Source organism: Nocardiopsis metallicus, from assembly GCF_014201115.1.
In the GTDB taxonomy this organism is placed as follows: Bacteria; Actinomycetota; Actinomycetes; order Streptosporangiales; family Streptosporangiaceae; genus Nocardiopsis; species Nocardiopsis metallicus.
Genome location: NZ_JACHDO010000001.1, coordinates 6,543,846 through 6,562,387, shown reverse-complemented (window position 1 = coordinate 6,562,387; position 18,542 = coordinate 6,543,846). Strand labels below are relative to the sequence as shown.

The 18,542-nt window shown below is 65.3% G+C and carries 14 protein-coding genes; all 14 read right to left on the bottom strand.

The window, feature by feature from the left end:
* Complete coding sequence (locus HNR07_RS28905; protein WP_184368665.1) at nucleotides 1-2,577, bottom strand: hypothetical protein; 2,577 nt, start codon at nucleotides 2,575-2,577, stop codon at nucleotides 1-3.
* Complete coding sequence (locus tag HNR07_RS28900; protein WP_184368662.1) at nucleotides 2,577-2,933, bottom strand: hypothetical protein; 357 nt, start codon at nucleotides 2,931-2,933, stop codon at nucleotides 2,577-2,579. The genes HNR07_RS28905 and HNR07_RS28900 overlap by 1 nt, the downstream gene beginning before the upstream one ends.
* Nucleotides 2,930-4,057 carry a DUF4417 domain-containing protein gene (locus HNR07_RS28895; RefSeq protein WP_184368659.1) on the bottom strand — a complete coding sequence of 376 codons (1,128 nt, stop codon included), beginning with the start codon at nucleotides 4,055-4,057 and terminating at the stop codon, nucleotides 2,930-2,932. Before HNR07_RS28895 ends, HNR07_RS28900 begins: the two co-directional genes overlap by 4 nt.
* Nucleotides 4,054-5,319: a ParB/RepB/Spo0J family partition protein gene (locus HNR07_RS28890; RefSeq protein WP_184368656.1), complete on the bottom strand. Its 1,266-nt coding sequence runs from the start codon at nucleotides 5,317-5,319 to the stop codon at nucleotides 4,054-4,056. Before HNR07_RS28890 ends, HNR07_RS28895 begins: the two co-directional genes overlap by 4 nt.
* A gap of 138 nt (nucleotides 5,320-5,457) precedes the next feature.
* Nucleotides 5,458-6,384, bottom strand: coding sequence for a replication-relaxation family protein (locus HNR07_RS28885; RefSeq protein ID WP_184368652.1), 927 nt, complete (start codon nucleotides 6,382-6,384; stop codon nucleotides 5,458-5,460).
* A complete protein-coding gene (locus HNR07_RS28880; RefSeq protein ID WP_312894006.1) occupies nucleotides 6,381-8,711 on the bottom strand; it encodes a type IV secretory system conjugative DNA transfer family protein in 2,331 nt (776 codons plus the stop codon). Before HNR07_RS28880 ends, HNR07_RS28885 begins: the two co-directional genes overlap by 4 nt.
* 356 nt (nucleotides 8,712-9,067) lie before the next feature.
* On the bottom strand, nucleotides 9,068-9,286 hold the full coding sequence (locus HNR07_RS28875; protein WP_246421433.1) for a hypothetical protein: 219 nt from the start codon (nucleotides 9,284-9,286) through the stop codon (nucleotides 9,068-9,070).
* A 160-nt stretch (nucleotides 9,287-9,446) separates the two neighbouring features.
* Nucleotides 9,447-10,037 carry a hypothetical protein gene (locus tag HNR07_RS28870; RefSeq protein WP_246420556.1) on the bottom strand — a complete coding sequence of 197 codons (591 nt, stop codon included), beginning with the start codon at nucleotides 10,035-10,037 and terminating at the stop codon, nucleotides 9,447-9,449.
* Nucleotides 10,038-10,889: 852 nt separating this feature from the next.
* The gene (locus HNR07_RS28860; protein WP_184368645.1) at nucleotides 10,890-11,903 is read right to left on the bottom strand and encodes a DNA cytosine methyltransferase; all 1,014 of its coding nucleotides are present in this window, start codon (nucleotides 11,901-11,903) and stop codon (nucleotides 10,890-10,892) included.
* Between the two features lie 149 nt (nucleotides 11,904-12,052).
* Nucleotides 12,053-13,159 carry a C40 family peptidase gene (locus tag HNR07_RS28855; protein ID WP_184368642.1) on the bottom strand — a complete coding sequence of 369 codons (1,107 nt, stop codon included), beginning with the start codon at nucleotides 13,157-13,159 and terminating at the stop codon, nucleotides 12,053-12,055.
* The gene (locus HNR07_RS28850) at nucleotides 13,156-15,180 is read right to left on the bottom strand and encodes a type IV secretion system protein (protein ID WP_184368639.1); all 2,025 of its coding nucleotides are present in this window, start codon (nucleotides 15,178-15,180) and stop codon (nucleotides 13,156-13,158) included. Before HNR07_RS28850 ends, HNR07_RS28855 begins: the two co-directional genes overlap by 4 nt.
* A 9-nt stretch (nucleotides 15,181-15,189) precedes the next feature.
* Nucleotides 15,190-17,688 carry an ATP-binding protein gene (locus HNR07_RS28845; protein WP_184368636.1) on the bottom strand — a complete coding sequence of 833 codons (2,499 nt, stop codon included), beginning with the start codon at nucleotides 17,686-17,688 and terminating at the stop codon, nucleotides 15,190-15,192.
* Nucleotides 17,688-18,218 (bottom strand): TcpE family conjugal transfer membrane protein, encoded by a 531-nt coding sequence (locus HNR07_RS28840; RefSeq protein ID WP_184368633.1) that lies wholly within the window; start codon nucleotides 18,216-18,218, stop codon nucleotides 17,688-17,690. Before HNR07_RS28840 ends, HNR07_RS28845 begins: the two co-directional genes overlap by 1 nt.
* Nucleotides 18,215-18,490, bottom strand: a complete 276-nt coding sequence (locus tag HNR07_RS28835; RefSeq protein WP_184368630.1) for a hypothetical protein — start codon at nucleotides 18,488-18,490, stop codon at nucleotides 18,215-18,217. Before HNR07_RS28835 ends, HNR07_RS28840 begins: the two co-directional genes overlap by 4 nt.
* Nucleotides 18,491-18,542: the final 52 nt, after the last annotated feature.

The following is an 18,542-nucleotide window of genomic DNA, read 5'->3' as shown; positions in this document are numbered from 1 at the left end:
TCAGCCCCCGTACTTCAGTACGTCGGCGCCGGGCAGGTTGAGCTCCTTGCTGAAGAAGCTGGTGAAGGCCTGCCTCAAGCCGTTCTTTCGCTCGCAGGCGTGGTCAAGGAACGCCTCGGCGATCTGATCGCTGGTGACCTTGGAGGCGGGGATCTTGTGCTTGGTGGCGGCCCTCTTACGCATGTGCGGTACCCACCCGATCTGGGAGTTCTTGGCCCCCTGGTGGGCGGTGGCATGCAGCATCGCCCTCCATTGGGAATCGGGGATGGATTCGAGCTGCTTGATGACGGGGTGGGCCACCGCGGGTTTGATCTTGACCCCGTCGGCAAGACCGCCTTTGGCAGCGGCTTGGTAGGCCTGCTGGTAGGCAGGCCGCGGGGCTCCGAAGCTGGCGTTGGGGTGGTAGTCCAGGCTTAGCTTGTCGGTGCCGTAGTGCTTGAAGGCTTGGCCGGCGTCGATGGGCACGAGGCCACCGGAAGGGGTTTTGAGGATATTTCCGGGGTGACTGTCGTGGTCGCCGAAGACCCACTGGGCCACGTGGGCGCGCACCATGTGGTCGACGTCGGCTTGGGTCCAGGCTTTGGGTTCAGAGGGCAGGGCGGAGGCGCCTTTGACCATCGGCTGGACTGCGCCCGTGTGGCCGCCGACCTTGGCTGTGTACACGGGCACAGCCGAGACTCCGGCGGCTTGGAAGATTTGGGAGGCAGCGGCCTCGGCAGCGGCTCTGGCCCCGCCGGTCTTCTTGTCCGGCTTGAACATCCACTGGCCGCCGTCAGGCCCGGTGTGCAGCGACTTGGAGTGCACACCGCCCAGGCCGGTGGCGGAGGTGCCGGAGCCGAAGTCGTGGGTCGCCACGGCCTTGGCGTCCACCGGTTTGGGTACATCCACAGCGGCACCGCTGTAGTGCTTCAGGGCGTCCAGGAGTTTGGCGTGGTGGCCACCGAAGCTGGTCTTGGCCACCACGCTCGTTTTCGTGGATGGGAATGCCGAAGCAGTTGGAGCAGGCGAGGGTGTGGACGCGGACGCCTTCTTCGCAGTAGAAGGCGCCGCCGGGCCTGTGCTGGGTGGACTCACTCCAGCCCCTTTGAACCACACCGCAGCGATGTGCATCTTGGCGTAGGTCTTGGAGAGCTTGGCCGGTGCTTTTCCGCCAGTCATCCCCAGTGTCTGGGCTGCTTGGATCATGGCGTGTTTGTCTTGGCTCACCGCCCACGCCTTGAACTTCTTGGACAGGTCCTCGGGTGTCAGCGGTCCGTTATGCGCCTCTGTCCCGGAAATCTGCTTGTACATGTTGGGGGCGTCGGAGGTTTGTAGGATCCATTCCGATACGTCTTTCTGGGCCGCGAAGTACTTCTGTGCGGCCTGAGCCACGTTGACGATGTCATCGGCCGAGGCCTTTCCGCCCTCAGCACTGGAGACTGCGAGTTTGCCGTCGTCGGTGAAGGAGATGAGCCCGCCCGGGGCCATGAGCGTGTCGTGCCAGTGCTTTGCAACAGTGAACTGAGCGAAGCGGTGGTCGGCGACCTTGAGCAATTCATCCTTTTCACTTTGGGGCACCGAGGCCCGAGCTAGCTGCAGAGCTGCCATATCTGCTAGGAACTGTCGCTGTACAGCGGGGATGTGCCCCTGTTTCTGTGCCGCTTCCAGCGCGATCTTGACGTCTGGGGTGTTGGGCGGCAAGCCTGCCAGGACTTCGTCGACCTTGACCGTGGCTTCGGCTTTGGAACCGCTCAGTGATTCGGATTGGATCCATGGGATCTTGGCTGTGAAGATCTTGTTCTCAGCGTCGATCATCTGTGCCAGCGACTGAGCACGTTCCTCGGCGGGCAAGGAGGTGAAGGCTTCAGCCTGTTGGTTCAGGGTGGAGCACATGGCCGTGTACTGCTCCTGAGACACCGTCCAGGTACTGGACCCGTAGCCGGAGTGGTCCACGTCCGCCAGTGTCTTACCTGCGACTGTTTGACCTGCGCACAGCTGGGTGAAGCGCTCTTGGGCTTTGGCCTGGATCTTCGTTTTGGAATCCAGGTCCGAGAAATAGTGCGGGTCCAGCCAATGCACAAGTGCGTGATTGGCACCAGGAGCATGGTTAATCCCGACCAGCTCGGGATACAAGAATCCCTGGCCCTTGGCGATCTTCTGCAGCTGCTGATCGCTCAGACCCGCCAACGCCTCTGCAGTGGCTTTTCCCTTGAGATCATTGAGCTCTTCGGCTTGATCTCCCGGAAATCCCTGACCGACGGCATTGATGAGATGGTGGCTGGCCAGATTGGTGGTGTGCTGAAGTTTCTTGTACCAATCCAGTTCGGGGTCTTCGTCGGAGGATTCGATCATGGCGAAATGGTCAGGCCCTTCCTGAAGGGCCTTGATTTCGTCAAAGAGTTGGTGGAACTTCTCCAGGTGCTCAGCCGCCGCCTCACCCAGCCCTTCAGCGGGCTCAACCTCGCTCGGTTGAGCTTCCTGCTCCTGGACCAGGTCCACCACCTGATCCACGTCCAGCCCCAGTTCCGAGGTCACCTCCTCGTGGACGGTGGGAGCGGTGGTGTAGAGCGCGTGTGTTTGCGATCCGCCCGAACCCATCAGCGCCCCTCCCCCACAGCCAGATCCACCAGCACCTGGTCCAGGTGTCCCTCGACCAGGTGGGACAGGCTCGGTGCTTCGGACACCTGCTCCTCTTCGATCAGGTGCACGGTGCCGTCCTGGTCCAGCCAGTACTCCAGCAGTTCAGGGGTGAGCGGGCCCGCGGTGCGCAGGCGTTCCTGCCAGGGCCAGGCGCTCCCCTCGTGTGAGCGCACCCAGGAAACGTGGGAGTCGAGCTGGGGGCTGTTGCCTTTTCTTTCTGTGCCGAGCACGCCCACTGGGTCGGCGGGCACCCCTAGGGAGGGAGACCATACGAGCAGGACGAACAACCGGCGGGCCGGCGTGAATTCGGTCATGAGCTCACCTCCGAGGGGTGGGGCATCAGGGATGCGAAGTAGCGGACGCTGCTGCGGAAGGCGTCCGGGGTGCTGGCGTGTACGCGTTGGCGGCCCTGGGGGCCCATGACCTCGCCGTGCAGCCCGTAGGCCTGAGGGGTCTGGTTGAGCAAGGTCATCCGATCCCCGAGCAACTCGGTCGCGGTGCCGATGCGGTCGGGGCGTGAGAGGCCAGTAATGATCACCGGCAGGTCCGCCGGGATGTGGGCAGCCAGCCAGTGCAGCCCAGGAAGCAACCAGCTGTCCCAGTCGGCGCCGGTACGCATGGTCTGGGCGTTGATGGCGATCGCGGGAGGGCTGGCCTCAGCGATCCACTCGGCCCATCTCTCGAGGTCTTCGAGCCTGAACCAGTAGACGTTCGGAACGGTGGGCAGCCCGGCCTCGGCGAACTCGGTGGCCAGCAGCAGGGAGCGACGCATGTTGATCAGGTGCTCTATACGGGGCCAGTTGCCGTAGATGCTGTAGTTGCAGGCCAAGACCAGGTCCCAGCCCTGGTCGGCGATCTGCTCGATGAGACGGTCGCGGCGGCGCAGCGACCAGAACGCCTCCACCAGCGGGTCCTCCCCGTACCCGGACAGCACGGCGAGCTGGCCGGGTTGGAGTCCCAGCAGTTCTTGGGCGCGAGCTCCGTCTCGCCAGCGCGGGTAGATGGTGTGCGAGCGAGGGCTGAAGACCCGGCGCAGGCCCACGGCGTAGGCGGGCCAGGACAGGTGCTCGTCCAGCGCGGTGACCGCGGTGCCGTCGACCTGGGGGATGTATCCGGGCAGGTGGGGCAGGCCGTGGTCAGGCAGCTCGATGTCGTCGAAGGACAAGGTGGCTTTGACGTCGACCATCCACTCGCGCAGGTTGTCGCGGGAGGGGCAGCGGATGGGGCAGGTTCCGCATGCTCCGGCTGGGGCGTCGGCTTCTGCGCGCGAGCACCCGCAGTAGGAGCAGTCGCTGTTGCTGCCGGAGCACAGGGGCTCAACTGTGGCCGGGCCACCCGTACCGTCGGGGCCAGCCCACCAGGGGCAGGCAGTGCAGTCGCACCCGCGCGTGGGGACAGGGACCTGGGCGGTGGGGATGGGTAGGTCGATGGGGCTCATGCACGAACCTCCTGATCGTGGGCGTTGTCTAGGTGAGGGTGGAGTTCGTCCAGGAGCAGGCGCAGCGACCCGCGCGCGTAGCGGCTCAAGGCCTTGCCGGAGCGCAGGTCGGCGAGTAGGAGGCGCAGGCTCTCCAAGCAGGCAGTGGCATCCGCCTCGGCCTCATCTCCAGCACGGTGAGAGGCCGGGGACTCCTCCAGCGGGGCGTTGGTGCTTTCGCTCTGCTCGTGTTCTGTGGCCTCGCCCGGTACGGGACAGGGGTCTTCGTGGTCGTCGGCGAGTTGCTCGGCCTGCAGAAGTTCCTTGGGCAGACCGGCGTGGGTTCGGCTCAGCGCCTGGGCGCGCGACTCGTTGGCCTGCGCGCGCTCCTGCTCTGCCTGATGGATCACTTGCTCGGCTGACAGGTCTGGGTCAGTCATGGCCGTTTGCACGGCTGAGGCGAGCACAGGGGTCTTCTTGGAGGCTTTGACCGCGGCCCAGATCGCGTCCGCTGCCTCCTCACGTCCCGCCCGCAGTCGCGCAAAGCGGATCCTGGTGGCCAAGCGGACCTTCTCCTCGTCCATCTCCTCGGACAAGGAAGCGGGCAGGGCTTTGAAGGCAGAGACGAGCTCGCGGGCTTTGCGCGGGCTCAGCTGGAGCCCAAGCCGGTTGAGGACTTCTGTCCATGGAGCAGCAGCGGTGATGTCTCCACCGCGGATGCGTTCCAATGCCTCCCAGCGCTGCACCGGATCCTGAAGAGCATCGACCTCGGCGGGTACTGGTTTGCCAGAGTGCAGAAGCTTGGCGGTGAGTACCGCGCACCGATGCCACATCAGAGCGGCGGCCTGTTCGCCTGGACGCAAAGGTTCGCGGGCCAGGTTCTCCACGATCTGCCAGGTACGGCGTTCAGACTCTGACAGCGGACCGGGGCAGATGATGGCGGGCAGGGCGTCGAAGTGGGGGTTGTCCGACAGGTTTGCCGCGCCCCACCGGCAGGCGCGCAGACGCCGTTCCCCCGTGACAAGCTGCAGACGTGGTGGACCCTCCTCTGCCGGGATCTCCTCGGCCAGGACCGGCTGAAGTACCCCGACAGTGGAGATGGAGCTGATCAGGTCCGACAGTTCCGTAGGGGTGGTGGTATCGCCGGGCTGGCGTCCCTGCACGAGGGTGGTGGGGGCGCTGGGGCCGCGCAGGGGGATGGAGTCCATCCGCCGTTGCCGCAGGCGTGGGGAGGACATCAGGGCCGAGATGCCGCCCAGCACGGTGGTGTCATCAGTGCTCATACAAGGAACAAGCCCTCAAAGCATCAGCTTGTGACAGGCTGCGCAGGAAACAGCCCATAAGAAGCCCAGGTGGCGCGAACAACCACCATCAGGCACAAGCCTGTGCCCGGCCATTGGCCGGGCACAGGCACTTACCCGTTAGGTGCGGTTCTGGGGGTCGCGGTGCAGGAAGCTGGTTGCTTCCTCCTCTGGCCGCAGCAGGTTCAGCCAAATCGGCTCATGCGGCCCCTGCTCTTTCAGATCGTGCATGGTGGCAGCGCCGATGTAGAAGCCCGGACGCGGGTGGGCCAGGTGCATCATGTTGGAGGCGTAGACCGCCAAGTCGACACGCCGACGCTCTTGGAGTTGGCGCTGTTCGCCGTCCAGAACCACCAGCACGCGGGGCCATTTGGGATAGCGAGTACGCCAAGCGGGTTGAGCGGCACGTTTGGCCGCAGACCTCTGCCCCTTCGGCTGGGGGTCATAGTCGTAGTAGCGGGCGTAAGCACCGAGCTTGCTGGCCAGGCGGGGAACCGGCATCGTTGCCCGATCCACCTCCACTAGTGCCTGAACCTGCAACCGGCTTCCCTTGGCGGTGATGCGGGTGTAATGCACCAAGGCGTCGCTGATCAGGTGGGTGTCTTCGAAGCGCATGTCTCCGCCGCGGTAGCGGTGCGCCACCTCTGGCATCCAGTCCAGGGGCCCGAAATCATCGCCTTGTTGTGCGGCAGCGTCTATGAAGGCCAGTCCCATGTCCACGACGGAGAGCATGTGCTGCTGTAGGGGTCCAGCCGCCCGCTGGGCGCTCATACGGAAGTTGCGTGCACCCCCGGGCATGGCCTCCTCCGCAGCTTCGGCGCCCGCGTTGGTCAGGTACCAGCGGTGGTGCTCGCGGGTGCTGGGGATGACCCGTTCGATGAGGCCGTAGCGACGCAGCTCGGTGAGGATTTTCCACAGGTACTGACGACTGGAACCTTGGGGTGTGACCAAGCGCCGTAGCTGGTAGCTGGTGGCCAGGCGGTGTTGATAGAGCACGCTCAAAGTCGTGCGAGCAACGCTGCTGAGCTGTATAGGAGCGATACTCACAGGATGCCTCCCTGCTGAGTGAAGCCTTCTTCTTCGGCAGGTGCGGTGTCAGTGTTCTTGGGTTCTGTCGGTGCGGTGAGTGAGGTGGTGGTGCCCTCCCCTGCAGAGCCGGACCGATCGCCCGAGAGCTTGGGTTCTTTACCGGTGTTGTTGCCTGTTTTGGGTTGCGGTAGATCGGGGTCAGGTAGCCCGAGGACCAAGTGGATGCGGGTTTCGAGGGTCTCCATCTCCTCCAAGACTTCCCCGATCCGGCGCCGCTTGAGGTTGGCGTCGATCGCGCGTTGCTGGAGGCCGAGCCGGTCGGGGCGGCTGTGCTCGGCGAAAAGCTCGTCCAGCAGGGGACCGCGTACGCGGAAAGGTTGGGTGGTCTCGCCGGCCACCGTGGTGGAGACGACGTGGTGGTATCGGGGCAAGTCGACCAGGGTGTCGGGGTGGACTCGGTTGGCCCACTGGCGGGTGATGACCCGGACCGCGTCGACCTCCCCTGCGGTCGAGCTGAGCAAGCTCTGGTTCTGCAGCAGCGCGTCGCGGGTGTGCTTGGACAGGCGCTGGGCCATCTGGGTCATGGCGTGCAACCTGACGCCGAACTTACCGAGCTGTTCGAGGATGGCGGCGAGGTGGCCCTTGGAGGCGCCGTCGATCGCGGTGAGCTCGTCGATCATGGCGTCGTAGCGGCGGCGCTGTTCCGGCGGTAGGTCGCCGCGCGACTTGCCGGCGCGGAAGAGGTCGTAGACCAGCAGGCAGTTGACGATCCTGCCGACATCGCCACCAGGAGGGCACAGGAAGACGACCTTGCCCTCGTCCATGGCCCTACGTACGTCATAGGAACCGTGCGCGGAACCAAAGAAGGCCGACAGCGTCGGTGAGGCCGCCAACCGGTCGATGATGTTGGTGACGGTCGGCGTCGCCTCCTGCGGGTACCGCGGGTAGGTGTCCTTCCACCATCGGCGCAAGCTCGCGGGCAGGAAGGCAAGCAGGGGGTCGCGCCACTCGGTGTCAGTCAGCAACCGCGGAATGGTGAACAGAGTGGGTTGGGCCTGACGAGGAAGCCGCAATCCCAGGTGGCACAGGGTCTCGCATGCCTTGGTCAAGATGGTGCGAGCGCGGGAGGCGGTGTCGGACCAGGACAGGGCGCTGGCGATGGCGGTGACGACAGCATCGACCCGGTCCTCGATGTGCTCGGCGCCCAGGCCGTGCATGCTCAAGGGGTTGTAGCCGGCGATCTTGGCGTTGGTGCCGCGCACGGTCAGGTCGATCTCCCACAGTCGGGATAGCACCTCCGGGCTGGTCAACATCGCCGCAGCACGTCGCCATCCGTCAGCATGCGGGTCCAGGAACCACACGCCGTGGCCGCTCAAGGCCAAGGCCACTGCCTGCACGAGGGCGACTTCGGTCTTGCCGTACCGAGACTTGCCGGTTCGGAAGGAGAAGAAGAGATCGTCGAGCGGGGTGCCCAGGAGGCGTTCGGTGCCGTCCTGCATCCGGGCATAGCCCAGCGGCAGCACATCCGGCTGCCCCTGATAGGTGGGCAAGGTGGTGGGAGGTGCAGGCACCAGGCCGCCAGAGCGCAGCACGTTCTGGCCATGGCAGTGCCGAGTAGGGGGCTTGAGCAGACCCATGATCTCGCGTGCGGTCACCAGGTTCTCCGCCCGCGGCGCGAACCTGCCGGTGGCAACGCGCTCGTCAAACCTTCGGCGCCAAGGCCAGGCGTCGGCACCCAGATGGAGGAAGCCGAGATTGACCCCGGCAGCCTTCCAGTAGTTGTCGCCAGCGTAGGTGTCCAAGGCCGACATGATCTGGTGCAGATGAGCCTGGGCCCGGCCCGGGATCTCGCTCTCCACCCGAATGAGGACCTGAGCGGAGAAGACCGGCTCACCGAAAGCGAATTTGGTGCCCTGGCCCCCATGAAAAGCATGGTCGGTCCCTGGCGCCAGTGCGGGAGAGCGGGACGAGGTCGTGCCGGGCACGACCTCGTCAACCAACTCGCTCAGGAGGGAGCCCAATCCGCGGCTTAGGGACGACAAGGCCCGGACCACCCAGCCGTTCGCACCACCTGGGTGGGTGCCCTCTTCGATGAGGTGGGCCACGCGGGCGGGCGTCACGGGTGACAGGTCCAGGCAGATCTCAGCGTGCTCGCCCAGGTCGTGCCGCACGGCGGCCACAGCCGAGACGATGCTCTGCAACGGGTCAGGGCGCAACGGCACCTCCCGCAGCGCCAGGTGGGCGTCGCGGGCCAGCACGAGCTCGGCACGAGCCACATGGATACGTGCCTCGGGTACGGGTCCTGTGGGAGGCGGTGGGGCGCCCTGTTGGTGAGGTTGTGTCACGTGGGTGTCCTTGGGCTAGGGATGAAGATTCACCCTGAACAAGCCCTCAAACGTGCAGAATGTGACATCTCGATGCGAACTACGCCAGGTGGTATCTCCCGCCCGGTTACCCCTCCGAGCCGGACCTACCACCCCATCGCAGGTAGGTGCGCAGACCCAACAGAACCTCCAGGCTCACCGCCCGGACGCCCGGTAGACTGGTGCTGTTGCCGCGATTCTCGGACAACACTGCGGTGCGTGTCTCTCCCAACTGACACGCACCGCTCTACGCCAAAAGCCCTTGGCCCGCTTTCGGGCCAAGGGCTTCTTTGTCGGCGTGCGTTAACCGAGCCTCTCGGTGGCTCAGAGCTGGGCTGTCAGTGGCAAGGGAGCTCCTCCACCGCCGTCAGGATGAGCTCCTCTACCTGATCAAGCGCGAGAGGGTCCTCCAAGTGAGGCACTCCGACCACGGCCGCTTGAGCCGGAACCCAGATGTAGGGCTTGAGCAGCTCGTTAACGCGCCACATGACGCGAACCAAGGACACAGGACTGATGGCGCCCTCCAGGTCGAGCAGGCTGGTCTCTAGCGCTCCCACACTGAGACTGTCGGCAGTGAGAAGGACTCCCACCCTGGGGCTGTCAACGGTGAGATAGGTAAGGCATTGCAATAGTTTCTCCGCTTCGTTGGCATCGAACTTTCGGCGCAACAACAGCGGGGGTGGGCGGCACCGATGCCGCCCACCCCCGCTGCGGCGCTCAGATGCCCAGAGACGACACGGAGAATGATTTGCGAGTGATGACAGTCAGATTCAGGGCGGACCAGTCCTCGATGACCTCATCGCCTTGGAAGGCCAGTTCCATAAGGATGGCTTGCGCGAGTGATTCCCGGGCTTCCCCAAAGCTGTTCCCGGTCACATGGCAGGGCGGTGTCGCGGTCGCGCCGAGCATCCCCATGAGCAGTTCCGCCTCACGTTGCTGCGGGGTGGCGCAGATGCTACCGCCCAGGGTGGTCAGCACCCAGCCCTTCTGGCCCCGGTCCGCCGCAGCCGTGACAGTGAAGTCGCCGCCCAGGTGCTCCCCGTCACGCTCGTAACGGGAGACAACGCGAGAGTAGAGGCGAACCTTCGTGATCTCGGAAAGGGCGACACCAAGGTCTACCGCCTGCGCGTTCTCCCACACCTTCGTGGCCAGGTAGGTACGCACCTCACTCACTTTGTCAGCAGCGATGCCAGGCTGGGTCCCCTTCCCGTCCAACCTCCCCAGCCAGCCATCTTCAACCTGCGTGATGACGGCGCGTGCTTCCAACACACCGGCAGCGGTGATCTTCCAAGAGTTTTCTTCAGTCATGTTGCCTCCAAAGTACGATTCTCGAACTTGCCCGAATCTCCCTTTCGGACAAGACCTATATTACCGCATTTGCGCGACAATGACAAAACCCTGGGGGTTATTTCAGGGCCAGGGAGATCCCTCCCGGGCTCTTTTTAGGGAGTAGCTAGGGAGAAATCTCCTCGGCTCCTATTCCTCCCCAGAAGCGCTCTCTCTTTCAGTTTCGACGTGGGAGTAGGCCGGACTCCCCAGAATGGACTCAGCCCCCCTGGGACCGCCCCAGGAGTAGACCAGGCGCCCGTCTGACCCGGTGGCGAGCTTCACCCGGACCCCCGCGCCTTCCTGGGGGTTAAGCCGCCAGGCGGCGGGGCGTGTACGGGTGAGCTGGTGCGCCACCCGCCCCACCTCCTCAGGCGAAGGCTCAAAGAAGGGACTAGGGAGAAGGCGAAAAGATACACGTTTACTCAGATTTCTGGCGACTAGCTTTCGGCGAAGGATAGAGATCGCGATCAAGAGGAACACGCACAGGATGGTTACTGTCAGCGCGGTCCACAGGACTTCAGGGGGCATACGAAGGAGCGCCTCCGGCGCACTGTTCTCACTGAGATTGCCATGGTGAACCATGACAGACATGAATTACCGTCCTAATAGACTAGGGTTGTTTGAAGAGTAAGATGTCGGCGCTTGCCGATCGGCGACAGGCCTGAGCCGGTAGGGCTTTGAGGCCTCTTCGTCGGATGCTTGTGTCAACCTGCGTGTCAACCGTCCGGTCAACCGTCCGGTCAACCGTCGGGTCAACCGTCGGGTCAACCGTCGGGTCAACCACAAGTAAGGTTTTTCCTAACCCCCCAAGGGGTTTTTAGAAATCATTCCCTACATCCGCGCCAGTTTCCTGAATGCCACTTCCGCTTGGAGTGGAACGACGCCATTTCCCAGCATCTGGAGCTGGCGCGGATTAGGAATTTCGCATCCGGTCACCCATTCCTCGGGCAAGCCCATAAGCCATTCCACCCAGGCCGGGGAGAGTCGAGATCCCCCGCGCTGGCCACGCTGGGTGGGCCAGGGGGCGGGTCGGCCAAGCACGTGTTCCCATCGCTGGATGGCTGGTGTGTACGGTCCCCACGGCATCGTGTGAGCCGTGCAGGCGTCGCGCGCTGGAGGTGTGGGGCGAGCTAGTGCTGTTCGGGTGGAGTGTTCGGTGCTCTGGTTGAGGCTGGTGTAGCGCAGGAGTCGTCGGTGTCGGTCGGGCAGGGTGTTGGCCACTGGGAGACGATGTCGGTGAGGTTGACTTGGCGTCCGGCGCGTCGTCGGCGGGCAGGGTCGGTTCCGCCCCGGTCGCTGTCTCTGGCCTGGGGTGTGGGCAGCAGCGGTATCTTTTCGGGGGTGGGCGAGCAGGAAGAGCCTCTCCCTGCTGTGGGGGGCTCCCACGTCTGCTGCTCGTAGGCACAGCCAGTGCGCGTCATACCCGATCGTGGCCAGGTCTGCGAGTACTCGGTCGAGCCCTCCTCCTCGCCATCGCAGAGCCGCCACGTTCTCCACGAAGAGGAACCGGGGTTCCAGCGTGCGAGTCGCTTCCACGACGTAGGACCAGATGCCACTGCGTGTCCCTTCGGTAATTCCTTGCCGCCGTCCTGCGGCGGAGATGTCTTGGCAGGGGAAGCCAGCGGTGATGATGTCCGGGCGCTCCAGTGCGGCGAAGTCAGCTGTGGTGATGTCGCCGATATTGGTGGCCCCTGGCAGCCGCTGGCGAAGGAGCTCACTAACGTGAGGGTCGGGGTCAGCGCACCAGAGAGTGCGTGTGTGTCCCAGGGCTGCGGAGACCCCGAGGTCGAGTCCGGCATAGCCGGTACACAACGATCCCAGGGTCCATTCCTGTGGGATGGTCATCTTCTCCTTGTGCTATTTTCTGACAGAAACCGTGCAATAAGAAGAAGCCTTGGACGAGGCAGATTGTGACCGAGAAACTGAGAAGACCTTCGCGCCCGGAGCAGCCCTGCCGCAGCCGAACGGTATGAGCACCTGCACTCAGGCTGAGCTCAGCGGAGTCCAACCGCACCGTGGTAGGTGGCGCGCTGCTGCCAGCCTTCGGCGATCCGTACGTCCAAGCCGGTTCTGGGGGCTTCGAGCATGCGGTTCTCGTCGATGTACAGGCCTACGTGGCCGATGCCCCAGGGTGGGTTGGAGCCGAAGAAGAGCATGTCTCCGGGCTGCAAGTCCTCAATGCGGTCGATGCGCACGAACTGGTCGGGGTGGGATTCGGGGAGTTGGACTTGGTCGTATGTGGTGCGGGGCAGGTCCACGCCAGCTCCGTGGTCGTAGGCGTATCGGGTGAGGCTGGAGCAGTCGCACCCATCGGTGGCAAGGTTCCGGCAGTCGCCTGCCCACTGGTAGGGGGTGCCGAGCCAGTCCTCGGCAGCGGTGATGATGGCGTCCTGGCTGCCGCTGCGGTCTACGGCTTGGCCTGATTCACTCATTTCGGTGTAGGTGTCGATCCACTCGGTGACATCGTCGGCGTAGGTGTGGGACTGGTTGTAGCGCCATAGGGCGTCGGCAAGGCCGTCGTCGTCGGACAGATCGGTGGGTTCGTTTCCGCACAGGTAGAGGGCTGCGGTCAACGCGGCGTCGTAGGCGTTGTGGGGGTCGGGTTCTTCTCCGTCTCGGTTGGTGGTTCCTTCGCTTGCCCAGGTGGCGGGGATGAACTGCATGGGTCCTACTGCAGCGTCGTACTCGGCGTCGCCGTCCCATCGGCCGTCGTCGGTGTCGAGGTGGGGTGTGGTGTTGCCGCCGGCACCGGAGCCGTCCAGGGTGGGGCCGATGATGAAAGGGATGATGGTTCCGTCCGCGGAGATGGTCGATCCTGCTGCATGGTCCGACTCGATCTTGCCGACGCCCGCCAGGACGGCCCAGGTCATTCCTTGGCAGTCGGGGGCTCGTTCAGCCATGGCGTCTGCGGCCTGCTGGTAGGCGTCGAGCATGACTCTTGGGATGCCATCCACCTCTGCCGGAGCAGTGGTACCGCCCTGCCCGTTGTGGGTGGTGGCGCTCATGGCGATGAGCGCGATCATCGGTATCAGGACAGATCCGCCCATGAACAGGAAGGTCACCGCAGCGAGGATCCAGGCCTTCTTGCTGTCCAGGATCACTCCCGGTTTCGTCGGGTGTTGCCGCGTCGGCGCATGTGGGCGCGGACCTGGCCGTGCAGGCGAGTGCTGGGTTCGTCCAGGGGCACGAGTTCACCGTGTGGGGCGCCCGCAAAGTCGTCCTCCCGCGGGCTAGCGTCGGGGGTTGCCGTGGTTGCCGACTCGTGTTTGCGGACTTGCTGGGTGTTGCCGACGTCGTACTTGAGCGTTTCGTTGTGGCGTTGCTGAACGTGGTTGCGGGTGCGGGTGGCGTCGGCGTCGGCGGCCAGGGAGGAGCGCACCGCGCGCACTGAGGAGCTCACGGTGGCCTGCACCGCGCGGGCGGGTGGGGTCTGCTTCCACGCGTGAGCGAGGTCGAGGCCAGCACGAGAAGCCGTCACAGCTTTGCTGGCGAGTTTGGCTTTGGTGGCGGCTGAGCGTGTTTTGGCTACGGCCTTGACGGTTTGGGCGGCCTTGGGCAGGGCGATGGGGGCTCCCACAGTGCTGCCGAGGGCGACCTTGCCGACCATGGCTGCGGCCTTGCCGGCTCGCCAGGCGATGCGTCCGCCGCGGGTCTGGTTCATGCGTTGCTGGAGCTTGCCCGCGCTGGGGGGTGTGGGTTTGCCGGGTTTGCCCTTCCAGGCCTTGCCGGCCATGGCTGCGGTGCGGGTGATGGGGGTGGTGACTCGCTGTACTTCGGAGCGGGCGTCGCGGGCCATGCCCGAGAGGGTGGGTGCGGGTCCGCCGGGACCGAGCCAGCCTCGTCCGCGTGCGCCGCCAAAGCGGGCGGTTTCCAGCCGTCGGGACAGGCGCTGGCTGGCCCTGGATCCGGCGTTCAGCAGCTTGCGGTGGTAGATCAGCCCGCCGATGGCGACGATGTCGAGGATGGCAAAACGCGCTACCAGCGGCATGTTCTCGCCTGCGCTCATGAAGGCGCTGATGAGCAGGGTGAAGATGGCGATGAACAAGCACACGGCGAGAATGCTGAGCAGGCTTTTAACGACGCCGCCAACCCAGCGCCACAGCAGTTGCCGGCCTCCCCCGGGAAGAAGTGCGGCAACCAGCGCGAGGGGGCACAGCACCACGTACAGGCCCATGGCCAGCACGGCGATGAGTAGGGCGCATACGAGGAGCAGAATGAGCAGGCTGACGATGACGGTGGCGCCCAGAAGCAACAACGCACCGAAGAGCCGATCTGCGGTGGGGTCGGCGTTGTAGTCGGCCAGGGCCTCGCACTCGGCTTCGTTCATCCGCTCGCGAGGGTCATCTTCGTCCCCCCAAGGGCCGGTCTCGACGATCTCGCGGTAGGCATCCCAGCAGGCGTGGTCTTCGTCGATGGTGGTGCCGTAGTTCAGGGCTTGGTGGGGTTGGACGATGAGCACGTCGACCAACGCGTTGGTGAGGGGTTCGGCTGCCTGCTCAGGGTCGGTGGAGCTTGATTCGCCGTAGGTGAGGGTGACCGAGGTCAAGGCCATGGCGGTGTCGCGGGTGTGCATGAGCATCCCGTCTTCGCCCAGGAGCAGGTCTGCGGGGCGGGCGAGCACGGTCGCGGCCAAGGCGCTGATGATCAGGGTGACTGCGAGTTCTCCTGCGCCCATGGCCACACGGCCCCGCATCATCTGCACGCCGCACCAGGCCGCTCCCAGGAAGAGGAGCACGCCGGGAAGGCCGAGGCGGTCGATGACCGCGCTCTGGTAGGTTTCCCCGATCTCGCGCATGGGGTCGGTGATCAGCTGGGCGAGCTGAAATTCGTAGGCCCAGTTGAGTAGCCAGGCGCAGGCGCCGATGGTGAGCCGGTTCAGGGACATCAGGCCGTTGGTCAGCCAGAGCTGGAGTTTGAGGTCCCAGTCGGACATGCCGCCGGTGTCGGCGGTGATGTCGTAGTGGTCCAACGGGACGCCGTAGGCGTCGGTGAAGTTGAAGGGGGCGAGCAGGCCTTCAGTGTCTGTGGTGGGTTCGGCTGCCGCAGCGCCGGGGGTGAGCACCACCAACACGGCGGCCAGCACCAGGGCGGCAGCACGCCCCCAGCGGCGCAGCGTGAACATGGCAGAGTCCTAGGCTGAGGGGGTGGTCAGGATCGAGGTCTGGATGCGTTCCACGGGCGGGATGAGGACCTGGATGCGGCCCACGCGGCGGCGGGTGTCAGCCAGAAGTGCTTCGCCCTTGCGGGTGGGGTCGCCCGTGGGTGACAGATCGGTGGTCACCAGGTCGACCATTGCCTGGTCGTCGGGGTCCAGGCCGAGGAAGGCCAGGGCCTTGCGGGCCAGGGTCACGTCGCGGTGGCGTAGGACGACTTTGGTGGACAGCAGTCCCTGGACGATCTCGTCTCCGAAATCCGTGGGGTCGTGGGAGCCGAGCATGGCCCCGGCTGCGTGTTTGCGGCCGTCTCGGACGAGCTCGAGGACTAGGTCGGTGCCTTCGGTGGAGCTGGTGAGCCAGTGGCACTCGTCCAGGGCGATGGCGGTGAACCGGGAGTCCGTGAAGGCCATCTCGCGTGCGACGGCCGCTACCAGGTAGAGCACTGCTCGGCCGATGAGGGTTTCCAGGGGTTGGCGCTGCATGTGCCATTCGCTCGCGAAGACCTCACGCTTGGGCAGAGTCAGGCCTGCGGTGGCGAAGACTGTGAAGTCGGCCGAGTCGTTGTCGAGCTGTAGAGGCGGCAGGTCGCCGAAGACCAGTTTCCCGAGTCGGTCCTGAGCGACCGCGGTGAGAAGTCCAGCCAGTTCCTGCGACCGCTCGGCGCGCTCGGTGTGTCCTTCCTCGTCAGCGATCTTCTCCAGTTCAGTGATCACAGCACCCATGTGTGGATCAGTGCTTGCGGCGACGGCGTCCACGGCTTGGGCCAGGGCTAGGCCCCCGGTGGACATGGCGGGAACTCCCAACTGCAGGGTCAGATAGCTCTTGGCGTAGCGGGCACCAACGGCTCCGTTGAAGACCCTCAAGGGGTCCAGGCAGATGGTCGCGTCGGCGTCAGCCCGGATGATCTGGTGCCGGTCGGGGGCGGCCTCGGTAGCGAACCGCGCCCACTCGCCCAGCGGAGTGCGGTCGATCGCGATGACGCGGTCCCCGCGGTCGACGAGACCGATCTGGATCGCCTTGAGCAGCACGGACTTTCCGGCGCCGAGCTCTCCGACCACTCCCAGTGAGGCGCTGGCGTCCTGGCGTGGGGCTCGGGCCAAGTCCACCAGCACGGGCCGAGCGGTGCCGCCGTCCAGGGACACGCCCAGCAGGGAACCCGTGGGGTCGCCGACTTCGGAGGAGGACCAGGGCATGGCCATGGCGTAGTCGCTGGCCAGCTGGTATTGGGTGGCCTCAGCCAACACACCGGGGACGGGTGTTCCGGGGAGCATGCTGGCCCACAGGGCGCGCTGTCCGCCAGTGGGGCGGATCAGCTGGTACTCGGCTGCAGAGAGGGAGTGGCGTAGAAGTTCAGCGTGCCGGTCGGCTTCTTCAGGGCTCTCACCCCATACACACAGAACCGTCGCGGACTGGATCTCCACTTCGGTGCGCGAGCCCTGGAGGCGGGTGCGCTCATCATCCAGGTCCGAGGCGGCGTCAAACAGGCTCTGCGGTGGGCCGGAGGTGTCGCCGTCGTACTCATCCACCTGGGCGGACAACTCTCGAGCCTTGCGTTTGGTCTTGGCGTCGGCCTCGGCGTTGGGCACGATCTTCAGGCGCGAGCACCAGTCCACAGGCATGGGAAAGCGGTCGATGGTGGCCAGCCACTCGCTGCCGGGGAAGGTGAAGGCCGCTGGCATCTCCCCCAGTGTCAGGAAGGCCTGGTAGGCGCAGCCCTCGGGGGTTTCCACCTGGAGCCAGCGACGGCGTAGCGAGACCTGCGCTCCATCTTCAGGGGTGCCGCCCTCCACCAACCGCACCTCGCCCAACCCTGCGAGGGAGGGTCCACGGAGCCACCCCTTCCACAGGCGTGAAGCGGACAGGTGATGGTCGGCGTGGGTGGTGTCGGCGAGCAGGGGTTCAGCGATCCCGCGCCGTACCGAGTGGGCCAGGACCCACAGGATTTCCGCTGGTGTGGCCGGGCGGATGACAGGCTGGCCGGTCATTTGGCGGCTGACCCGGTCTGCTTTGGTCAGGTAGGACTCCACCTGTGAGGCTGATGGCGCCTGCGGGTTCAGCCCAAGGAAGGTGGCAAGGGTGGAGGCGGCGGCGGTGGCCAAGGACCGCAGTTCCAGGGTGGGCCGGTCTGCGGGCAAGGGCAGGGCCAGCCAGTGGGTGCGCTCGGTCAGGGAAACGCCATCAAGCCAGTCCAGGGTTGCCTCAGCGACCTCGGCCCACTGAGGGTGAGCGTCCAGGTCGACGCCTTCCACCATGGCCTCGGCTACGTCAGCGGCGGCGGTCTGGGCACACAGCGACAACAGCATCGGCTCACCGGTCAGGCGCTTGAGCAGACTGGTGGTCTGGGCGTGCAGCTCGGCGCGGGCACGAGGACTGGCATGCAGGTAGGGGTTGGGGGTCACGCGCCACAGCGCCCACACCTGACCGGTGGTGGTCCAGGCGAGGTTGCCGATGATGTGTTGGATGGGGATTTGCATCAGCCCTCCCTCTTCGATGTCGGGGCTGGTTCGGGTTCGGTGAGCAGGTCGCGCAGGGTGGTGGCGCGAGGTCGTGGTGACCACTGCGGAGTTGTTTCGTTGGCGGCCTTGACCCGGTCATCAGGGGTGGGCTGGATGGTGATCACTCCGTTCAGTCGGACGGGGTCGGGTGTGGGGACCGGGCGGCCGTTCAGGGTGCCGCGCCGGGGGGCGGTGTACAGGGCTAGGTAGCCGCCCAAGGCACGGAGTGGGGCGCGGCCTTCGATCTGTGCGTGGCGCACCGCCCAGGTCGCAACGAAGGGGACGGTGACGGGTATCAGGGCGAAGGGGCCCATCTGGGTCCACAGCGGTGCGGTCTGGATGAGCAGCCACAGCGAAAGGACCAGGACGCCGAGCTGGGTGGCGCTGAAAGGTCCCAGCGGCAGCGTCCAGCCCTGGATACGGCCGATGACCCACGGGTGGCGGCGGGCCCGGGTGTAGGAGCGCCCCACCAGCGTGTGCTGGTCGGGCGCTCCTTCCGGTTGACTCACGCCAGCGTGTGCTCAGTCGTGGCGGGGGCGGAGGCTTCGACTTCGCCCTCGAACATGTTGGCGATGCCGTCGACGTTGTTGATCAGCGCGATGATGATTGCCATGCCCAACGCCGCGATCGCTGCTTTCTTCCAGCTGCGGTACACGACGTAGCTGGCCAGGACGACGAAGACACCGATGAGCCACAGGGTTGGGTTGACCAGGTCAGTGATCTCGTTCAGCTTGGTGTCGTACCAGTCCAGAACACCTGCCTGGAGGATGGTTTCGGGCATGGTTGACCTCCACTTGTCGGTGGTGTGGGGACCGTGATGGGTGGGATTGGTG